The sequence below is a fragment of the Enterobacter cloacae complex sp. S3 genome, from assembly GCF_014930495.1.
GTDB classification, from domain to species: domain Bacteria; phylum Pseudomonadota; class Gammaproteobacteria; order Enterobacterales; family Enterobacteriaceae; genus Enterobacter; species Enterobacter asburiae_B.
The window spans coordinates 1-9,486 of record NZ_JADBRD010000083.1 but is presented as its reverse complement, the minus strand read 5'-3'; the positions used below and the strand labels follow the sequence as shown (position 1 = coordinate 9,486).

The window sequence follows — 9,486 nt, the reverse complement described above, 5'->3', positions numbered from 1 at the left end:
CGCTAACTTTGCAACAGTGCCCTCTATATCACTGTTAATTGTCTCGTGAGCGTTCGCGATATCCTGACCACGGAGCTGAATATAACGGATGGCTCTGAGCTCATCATCATAAGGAGACTGACTCATGTGTTTACCTCGCTGCGCCCAGTCCCCCTTTGGGGGCTTTTTTATTAAGCATATCGATGTGCGCCTTTATGACAGCAATTTCTGCCTTAAAGTACTCAGCGTTCGACATTAACTTTTCCTGAACATCGTAGAGCTTTTTAATGGCCAGAGTAAGGGCGACTTTCAGCTTCCCATTTTTCCTGTGTTTCACTATCGCGTATCCGCCAATCCCTAACACTGCTACAGGCGCAGCCAGGATTCCAATTCCTGCCACCATGCCACCGCCTACGATAGATCCTGCTGTTGCGAGCCCGGAGGTTATGCCTGCTGCTGACACTCCCGTTGTACCAAGCGTATAGAGAGCACCGAAGGAAGCCGCAGCGCCGACGCCTGACCCCGCCAATGCTGCTGCGCCCTCAGTAATACCCGGGAACTTATTTTCAAGCGCCTGCAGAGCACTTGTAACTTCATCCATTGCCTTCTTGCGAATTTTTTCCAGCTCTTCAGTTTCGGTAGCGTCCATTACAGGCCTCTTATTCTTAACTTGCTGTGTTATGGGTGAAAAAGTGCACCATAAAAGTGATGAAGAAATCATGACTTACTATTGGGGCACTTTCCAGTTCACGGTTGTCAGTTTTAATGCTGTTGCTGTTAGTAAGGGCAGACCTGAAATAACTGCCGTGCCGTTGCCCCTTTGGAACTGGCTTTCCTAAAAATCTGTTGCGGACTGAACAGACATGTGCGGATTTATATCTGGACTGGTTCCAGACATAATTCCAATCAGGCTTCCAATGACAAAATGCTGGTCACCCTCGGAGACGACATAGGGTCCACCTAAGCATCCTTCGGTGTTGTAATGTGCGATTACAAAGCGAGTTGTGTGATGATGGGGAGAATGATTTGAGCAATTTAAAGGCCAAATGCCTAAAAATTCACCAGGGAATGTCGAAATTGTTTTCTCATTCATTGGATATCCGACACCCAATGTATCCATGCCAGCTGCGGGAGCTAGGACCTTAAAGTAACTACTTACAGGCTGTTGTATTCCAGCTGGTAATACGATTTCTGCACTGTCAACAAACGGAATGCCGTCTTTAAAGTCTGCCCTATCATTAGCCTCATTGAGAATGAAATCGACTAGAACAGGCTCTTCGTTCAGCAGTCCTTGATGGTTAAGAAATTTGATGTAAAGTTTTTGGGTATTGCTAAGGGGATAGTTTTTTCCAAGAGCATTGGTAACAACATGGGCTGCGGTGAGAATCTTTTGCTGCTGACCATTATCGAAACCAAACGCAGTTGCTTCGATATGGCTACTAAAATGAGGATCATTACTTACATAGATTTTACAGACGTAGTTTTCAAACATTATTTCCTCCTTTTGCCGGTACCTAATCAGTTACACGACTGCATGTTATAAACAACTAAACTCTCTTCCTGATATTTGAGTTTGTATGTTTTGCCAGGCACCAGCTCACCTCTGAAACACGGTTAGTCTCCTCCATGACATGGTTATGGCGATGGTCAGAAACTGTTATCGACGAAAGACTGGAATTCCTTTAATGGCATTATCCATTTCAAGCCGTATGTACTGAACGGGAGCGTATATTTTTATGATTCCAGATCTGAATCCTGAAACATTCCCCGTACCTGAACATTGAGGGCATACAGCGTTTCTTACTTTTTTCATCCTGCTACCTCATCTTTTTTTTAAAAGCTTTCCTTAAGCCTGTTTTCGAAATCGAAAACAGAAGATTCGAATTCTTTTTTTTCTGGATGAGAAATTTTTACTTGCTCATATCCGTATCCAAAATTACTGAAATCGACAATTACCGTCAAAATTTTATTAAGCGCATTTAAAACCTGAGCTGCTTTTGTTCTGCTTTCAAGGAAATTCAGCTGCTCTTTAGCACTGCTATAATAGCTGTCAAGTCTGCGATAATATTTCTGAATTATTTTGCCATCAATAATATCTGATTTATTAATCCATACCTGTAAGTTTAAGACAATGGCAAGGGCTTCGGATAAAATATCGTTGAACGTCTTTAAAAGATCATCCTGAGTTTTGAAACTCATGAGTGCAGTAAAGGGAAGCTTTTTGTTTTCAGCGATGTACTGATAGAACGCAGTGATCGCCTGTGTCTGACTGACATCGAGGTTTTTTAAAACCTCATCAGCAGTCATTTTGATTGCATCGTCAATCCGAACGTTTATCGTTGCCATCATCTCAGTTCCTGTTGGGAGAAGATATTAATGTAAAGCGTTTTTGCATTACACGCAACCAGTAATGCAAAAATGCATTACATCAGGCGGATTAGTTTTTTCTGGTCAAAATACACGATGTGATTTTTCTTTAGCCGAGATCCATCCGATCCCCACGCAACCGGTAAAGGTTCGCAGGTTTAATCAAGATAGGTTTCGTATCTCCCTAAGGGTGGGATGGATAAACTCATAATGGCATCTGTGTTTACAATGAACGTATCCGAATAAAACTCATCCAATTTAGTAAAGTTTATTTTCTTGCAAAAGCCTAATAAATATGGATTTTTTACGTCTTCAATTACAACATCGCCCCAGGGATTCGCTTCACAGCAAAGCTTCAGAAAAGACTTAAACCATCCCTTGTTTTGTATTTCTTCCGGAAGCTGTACCACATGTATGGCCAGACAATCTCCCTGGTAACGATTAGTACTTTGTCTAAGCCCTACAACAATCCCCTTTTCTTGAATCTGTACACCTGCCTGATGCTCTTTCATGTCGGGCGTATAGTGCCTTGCTCTGTTTAACCAAGCCACCAGCTGCTGAGCCGTAGTTGGTGATTCTTCAGCTATCCATTTCAGGTACTTGATGCGGTCCATATGCTCCTCCCTGTACGATTTCCAATGAAAGGCTCTACAGTATTAAGCTGCTGTAGAGCTCATTCAACCATGCTCAAACGGTGCGTATTAAAGGATGCCTAACCTTTTTGTTTCATCGATCCACGGTCTGAATTCTTCCAGTAGATTATCATATAACTTTTCATCGCTAATCGAACCGAAATCATCCATGGCAAAGAAGTGGGTGTTATCAACCCGGCGGTCAGTAAAGTCATCCAGATTTTTGAGGATACCGTAGCTTGAACCACCCAGGCCGACAAACTTCCAGAAGATGGGGTAGTTGGCAGAACGCCGGATTGCATCTTTAATCGCCCGGGTCTTGCTGATCCCGCCATCGGTAATAAATACTACATATACTGGGATTTTCGAGTCCTTAAAATAGTCGACTATTTCTTCCATCACAGGAGGCTCGTTGTTTGTCCCTCCAAGGCCCGGCAGGTTCTCCCAGGCTGAACGCTTTCCAGACCCGCGAATGGACTGAATATATGTGTCCAGGTTGTCCAGTGTGACGTTTGGATACTTCTTATGCTTCTCTCCAAATCCCCAGACATCCATTTCACCGTCGTCGTCGAACTGGGCGGCAAGAACGGCGATGCGGTCCAGCACAGACTGAACGTTACCCTTACTGAACTGGCCACTCATCGAGCCGGATGCGTCAAGTACAAATGCAACCGCTGCCTCAAGGGTGTCCAGTTTATTTTTAGTGAGACTGACCGAGGCTTTTTTAGCGAGGCTTACAAGGCGCGGAGATCTGGTTTCCAGTTTCTTTTCCAGACTGATACGAGCTGGCTTTGCTGGCTGCGGAGCTGGCTGTGCGACATCAACGCCATAGCTAATGGCCAGAGGCTCAAGTCCACCGTTGAAACCCTGCCCGAGCGCACGAAGCTTCCAGGCGCCATTGTGCCGATATACTTCACCCAGGATGATTGCTTTCTCACTGCGGCCCTGAGTCTCAGCCTGAAAGTCAGCGATACCAGGAGCCTGAATGCTCAATAAACTGAGCCCACTGATGGTATCTTCACCATCAATGACAACGGTGATCGCAATTTTACTGACGTTCGCTGGAACACGATCCAGTGCTATATCAATGCTGGACTGCTGCGAACCGGTAACGAGCTTGACTGCCCCCTCAGGAGAAGACAAATTATTATAAAAGATAAAGTCAGAATCGCCACTGACCTTTCCCTGAGCATTAAGCAAGAACAGGCAGGTATCGGGTTCGCCTTTAAAGCCGGATTTGGCAGGGTACTGAAGATTCAGCCTGATAGCAGATTGCTGAAGGGGTATGTTTTGTCCGGATTGTAGATTCATATTAACTCTCCTGATTTTTGATTATTTTTAAAGCGCAGCGTTTATATATGTTCCCCAGGCTTAGTTCAGGACGCTGGATATTCGGTGAGGCGTAAATATGGTGTGACACCATATTTCATCACGCTGAAGTTTCTATACCTGTTGAATTTGAATTTTCATTGCCCGGGTATCTTATGTTCCAGATCCCGTTCCTTCATAAATCGCAAAAGTAACATATATCCGAGGGGCATGCTGTTGATATAAGGCACGGAATACTGGCTTAACCAGCAACCATAGATAAACCCGGGTCCTGCAAAAAGGTTCACGCCAGAATTAACATTACTCTGCTTTCTGAAAACGCCCGGCCCCCTTTCTCAGATTCAACAGCTGATAGCGGATCGTTACCCAAAAAAAACCCCGGCATTGCCGGGGTCAGACTCAGCGTCTTTTAGACATTGACGCCGTGCTGGGAAGCAAGCGCTGACAGGCCACCGGCAAAACCCTGGCCGACAGCTTTAAACTTCCACTCAGCGCCATGGCGATACAGTTCACCGAAGACCATTGCGGTTTCAGTTGAGGCGTCTTCAGACAGATCGAAACGGGCAATTTCCGTGCCGTTGTCGTTGTTGTAAACGCGCATGAAGCTGTTGCTCACCATGCCGAAGTTTTGTTTACGCGCTTCTGCATCATAGATGGTAACGGCAAACACCAGTTTTTTGATGTCTGCTGAGACTTTGGTCAGATCAATTTTGACCTGCTCATCGTCGCCGTCGCCTTCACCAGTACGGTTGTCGCCCTGGTGCTCTACTGCGCCATCAGGGCTGGTTTTATTATTGAAGAAAATGAAATGGGCATCTGACAGCACTTTACCGTCTTCACCTACTGCGAATACGGAAGCGTCAAGGTCAAAACCCTGACCATCGGTTACACGGGCATCCCAGCCCAGACCAACCATAGCGACATTCATGGTTGGTGCTTCTTTGGTCAGAGATACGTTGCCGCCTTTTACGAGAGAAACTGCCATTTTTAGCTCCTGCAAACAGTTGAATGAGGCTGAATTAACAGCCCCGGATATGAAAAGTTACTTTTCGATCAGGAGGCGTTAATGCCGTACTGAGCACATACAGATGCCAGACCACCTGCATAACCCTGGCCTACTGCGCGGAATTTCCACTCACCATTGTGGCGATACAGCTCGCCAAACAGCATGGCGGTTTCAGTGGACGCATCTTCGGTCAGATCGTAGCGAGCGACTTCAGTCTGGTTATCGTCATTAACCAGACGAATAAACGCACCGGATACCTGACCAAAGCTCTGGCGACGAGCCTGAGCATCGTGGATGGTCACAACGAAGATGATCTTGTCAACTTCAGACGGGACGGCGTCCAGTTTAATTTTCAGCGATTCATCATCACCATCGCCCTCACCGGTGCGGTTATCGCCGGTGTGTGTTACGGAACCGTCGGATGACGTCAGGTTGTTATAGAAGATGAAATCTGAATCGCCGCGCACTTTGCCGTTTGAGGCCAGCAGGAATGCTGAAGCATCCAGGTCAAAGTCCTGACCGTCTGTTGAACGCGCATCCCAGCCAAGGCCCACCAGGACGTTTTTCATTGACGGAGCTGCTTTACTCAGGGAGACGTTCCCGCCTTTGGAAAGAGAAACACTCATAAAATAACCTCTTCGATTAGTAATTGTTCAGGTTAACACTTAAGGGGATTAACTCCCCTTTTCCTCAGATTCAGGTTTGCCCGGGAACATGACGCTTGCGAGAATGCCCAGCGCCAGTACACCCAGTACAACATACAGGCTGGTTGTTGCCGCAATGCTGTAACCATGATGCCAGATGTGATCGGTCGCATTCAGGCCGAGTTTTGCCGCGATGAAGAACAGCAGCACGATAACGGCCTTCTCCAGATGAACCAGGTACTGTTTCAGTGCCTCAAGGACAAAATACAGAGTACGCAGGCCCAGGATAGCAAACATCATGGCACTATAGACGATAAGCGGTTCACGACTGACGGCAATGATTGCCGGTACCGAGTCAAACGCGAACATTACGTCCGAGAGTTCAACCACAGCCACACACAGGAACAGCGGGGTCGCATATAGCGCCGCTTTTTTACCACGGCCAATGGTGACATCGCTGTTTTCTGGTTTCGCCAGTTCGGCATCCACTTCCTTCTGGTTAAGCAGGAAGGCATGCCCTCTGAGCTTCGGCCAGATAGGGAAGAAGCGTTTAACCATGCGGTAAGCCAGATGCTGGGAGTAATCCTCAATTTCATCATCGTCATCACCGCTTTTAAGCATCATGACCGCCGTCCAGGCAACGATAATAGCGAAGACAACTTCAACGTACGGCCCCAGACTCAGCAGGCTCGTACCGATGGCGACAAAGATGCCCCTGAAGACAATGGCACCAATGATCCCCCAGTAGAGAACACGGTGGCGATAACGATCCGGAACGGCGAACCAGGAGAAGATGGCCATCATGACGAACAGGTTGTCGACCGACAGCACTTTCTCCAGCGCATAACCCGTGACAAACAGACTAGCAACCTCAGCACCGTGGTGGATATAGAGGAAACCGGCAAATGCCATCGCAACCACAACCCAGAATACGGACCAGAGCGCCGCACTCTTAAGCGAGATTGGCTTGTCATCACGGTGCATAAACAGGTCAATAAAGATGGCACCGACTGAAAGCGCAATAAAAACAATGACCGTTTCAGTCGGGAAGCCGATGTGTGTGGAAACCATATTTTACCCTTAGGGATGTGGATCAGAGGCCAAATTCAGCCGGGTCGAAGCCCAACGCGATAGCGATCTCGCGGGAGGCCAGTTTCTCGTCCTGATCGAAGTTACCGTCACTTTTTGCAACGGCAATACCAACACGTAAGGCCAGCTGAGCGGCCTCAGGCTGATCTTTCAACGCCAGGATGTATTTCATGGTTTCGCCCTTGCCGATTTCAACATCGAAATCGAAGCTTGAAACCAGTTTATTGAAGAACTCGATCACCTCATTGGTATCGAATACCTTCAGCTCTTCTGAAGAGCGAAGAAAGCCCATCATTTTCTGCTTTTCTTCCGAACTCACGCCGTCACTCGATACGGCAATACGGGCACATACAGCAACGGTGCCGTGCATAAATTTTTTGTTTTTGAAACGGCCAACCTGGCGGGTCAGTTCGTCCCGGCCAGAGTTAATGGCACCTTTTACCTTGTCGAAAAAGCTCATACCTGTTTCCTTTGTTGCTGTGTTATTTAGAACCGGCGCTCCAGCGAAATCCCCAGCCAAATGCCCGGTCCATTTCGTCCTGGCCTTTGAAGTACTGGTTAATTCGCTCGACTTTAATTGCACCGTTTTCGTTTACGAGTCTGGCAATGGCGCACAATGTGCGACGGTTTTCACCTTCGGTCAGGCGGGTCTCAATGGGCGGTTGATCCGGCACATGAATAGTGACCACACCATCAGTCTTGTCCCAGCTGGGAACACCTTCATAAATAAAGGCGTAAATCAGCACTTCGCGGATATGCTTCCATTCACGTCCATTGATATGCAGCCACTCGCCGTCTGATACATCACCCGTCCGGTCATCTCCCTTGAGCTGAACATACGGTTCATCGCGATAATCACCGAATGCATTACCGAGCGCCTGAATGACCGATTTATACCCGTCCTGAAGCTCAACAAAGGCCCCCAGATCCAGGTCGATTCCTTTGGAGCCGAACATGCCTGCAAAGCCGGATTTGCCGCTGCCTCGGTGCCAGTTCAGGTTGATCCGGATTTCACCGAAGTTATCCCGTTTGGTCAGGCTGATTGCAGGCTTCTCTTTTGTCAGCGATACCTTGCTCAGGCTGATTTTTGTCTCAACTGGCGGAGGGGTTACAACCGGAGGAGTCGGGGCTGCGGGAGCAGGTTCGTCGGCAATATTTACGCCGAAATGCTCTGCCAGCGGTTTAAGTCCACCGTTGAACCCCTGCGCAACAAAGCGGAATTTCCAGTCATTATTACGACGGTAAAATTCACCCAGAATTAAGGCTGCTTCCTGACGGCCGCTCAATTCGACACTGCCGCTAACCAGGCCGGTAGCCCCTTGCTCCACGTCGATGGAAAGATTACGAAGACCGGACACCGTCTGCCCACCGTCACAGGTCACGGTGAACGCAATTTTTTGGACATCAGGTTTCAGCCGGTTGAGCGCGACAGTAAAGGTTGAGTACTGGCCTTCACTGACCAGGCTGACGGTACCATCATCGTTACGTGGCTGACCATAGAACACCATGTCCGCATCACCCTGCACCTTCCCGTCGGCATACAGGCGAAACGCCGAAGCATCCACCTGGCCGCCCGAGGTGATCCGGACCCGCAACTCCTGGGCTGGAACGGGGGCATTGCCCCCCGGCGTCAGGTTCATTAGCGGATAACCGCTGAAACGATATCGGAGTGCATATCGTCAATTGTGCGGCCGCGACAGGCATGGCCAAGGGCGGTAAAGTCCCAGTTGCCGTTATTACGGCGCAGCGAAGAAATAACGATCCCGGTATGTGAGCCCTGCTCAGTCAGCTTGTAGCGAGCCAGCTCTTTGCCGGTTTGATCGACAACGCGGCAGAACGCGTTTTCGACGTCATTGAACGACTGACCACGGAAGCTGTTTACCGTAAACGCCAGGTATTCAACGTTTGCAGGCAGTCGGGAGAGGTTGACCTTAATCACTTCATCGTCACCGTCACCCTCACCGGTCAGGTTATCGCCACTGTGCACAACAGCGCCGCAGGTGGATTCCAGTTTGCGGAACCAGATGGTGTCAATTGTTTTACCGGTGCTGTCCATTAATACGCAGCCAGCATCGAGATCGATTGAGTCGTTGCCTCCAAACAATCCTCCAAGAAGACCTTTTTTCTTAACCGGATCCCAACCGAGACCGAAATGAAGCTGGCTTAATGCAGATGATTCTTTGCTGAGTGATACCGTCTGGTTCTTAACTAATGAAACCATGTTTTATTCCTTAAAATGGTAATGACCGAGACAATCAAAGGGTTGTTTATTAACTGACGAAGAAAATCATATCATGATGAAGTTCTATGACAAGGGAAATTTTGGTAGTTTTCTGTAAAAACACAAAAAGAAAATCTTTTCAGGGTGTTAATTTTCTATGTTTAATTTAAATATCAATACTTTATCTGAAATCCAAAAAATACTGACTCACTCCATAAC

Annotated in this window: 11 protein-coding genes; all 11 read right to left on the bottom strand. The window is 47.7% G+C overall.

What is annotated here, in order from left to right:
- Window positions 1-130: 130 nt before the first annotated feature.
- Window positions 131-628, bottom strand: a complete 498-nt coding sequence (locus tag IM317_RS23500) for a hypothetical protein (RefSeq protein WP_023327707.1) — start codon at window positions 626-628, stop codon at window positions 131-133.
- Window positions 629-814: 186 nt separating this feature from the next.
- Window positions 815-1,471, bottom strand: a complete 657-nt coding sequence (locus tag IM317_RS23495) for a hypothetical protein (protein WP_071993615.1) — start codon at window positions 1,469-1,471, stop codon at window positions 815-817.
- A 341-nt stretch (window positions 1,472-1,812) separates the two neighbouring features.
- The gene (locus IM317_RS23490; RefSeq protein ID WP_223998217.1) at window positions 1,813-2,328 is read right to left on the bottom strand and encodes a type II toxin-antitoxin system RelB/DinJ family antitoxin; all 516 of its coding nucleotides are present in this window, start codon (window positions 2,326-2,328) and stop codon (window positions 1,813-1,815) included.
- A 176-nt stretch (window positions 2,329-2,504) separates the two neighbouring features.
- Window positions 2,505-2,960, bottom strand: a complete 456-nt coding sequence (locus IM317_RS23485; RefSeq protein WP_033147098.1) for a hypothetical protein — start codon at window positions 2,958-2,960, stop codon at window positions 2,505-2,507.
- Between the two features lie 87 nt (window positions 2,961-3,047).
- On the bottom strand, window positions 3,048-4,289 hold the full coding sequence (locus IM317_RS23480; RefSeq protein WP_008786868.1) for a VWA domain-containing protein: 1,242 nt from the start codon (window positions 4,287-4,289) through the stop codon (window positions 3,048-3,050).
- 427 nt (window positions 4,290-4,716) lie between these two features.
- A complete protein-coding gene (locus IM317_RS23475) occupies window positions 4,717-5,292 on the bottom strand; it encodes a TerD family protein (protein ID WP_020996162.1) in 576 nt (191 codons plus the stop codon).
- Between the two features lie 68 nt (window positions 5,293-5,360).
- Window positions 5,361-5,939 carry a tellurium resistance membrane protein TerD gene (gene terD, locus IM317_RS23470; protein ID WP_000116680.1) on the bottom strand — a complete coding sequence of 193 codons (579 nt, stop codon included), beginning with the start codon at window positions 5,937-5,939 and terminating at the stop codon, window positions 5,361-5,363.
- A 48-nt stretch (window positions 5,940-5,987) separates the two neighbouring features.
- Window positions 5,988-7,028 (bottom strand): tellurium resistance membrane protein TerC, encoded by a 1,041-nt coding sequence (gene terC / locus IM317_RS23465; protein WP_000255079.1) that lies wholly within the window; start codon window positions 7,026-7,028, stop codon window positions 5,988-5,990.
- Between the two features lie 22 nt (window positions 7,029-7,050).
- Window positions 7,051-7,506, bottom strand: coding sequence for a tellurite resistance TerB family protein (locus tag IM317_RS23460; RefSeq protein ID WP_000007448.1), 456 nt, complete (start codon window positions 7,504-7,506; stop codon window positions 7,051-7,053).
- 22 nt (window positions 7,507-7,528) lie between these two features.
- Window positions 7,529-8,686 carry a TerD family protein gene (locus IM317_RS23455; RefSeq protein WP_001054786.1) on the bottom strand — a complete coding sequence of 386 codons (1,158 nt, stop codon included), beginning with the start codon at window positions 8,684-8,686 and terminating at the stop codon, window positions 7,529-7,531.
- Window positions 8,686-9,267, bottom strand: a complete 582-nt coding sequence (locus IM317_RS23450; protein ID WP_000254136.1) for a TerD family protein — start codon at window positions 9,265-9,267, stop codon at window positions 8,686-8,688. The genes IM317_RS23455 and IM317_RS23450 overlap by 1 nt, the downstream gene beginning before the upstream one ends.
- Between the last annotated feature and the right edge of the window lie 219 nt (window positions 9,268-9,486).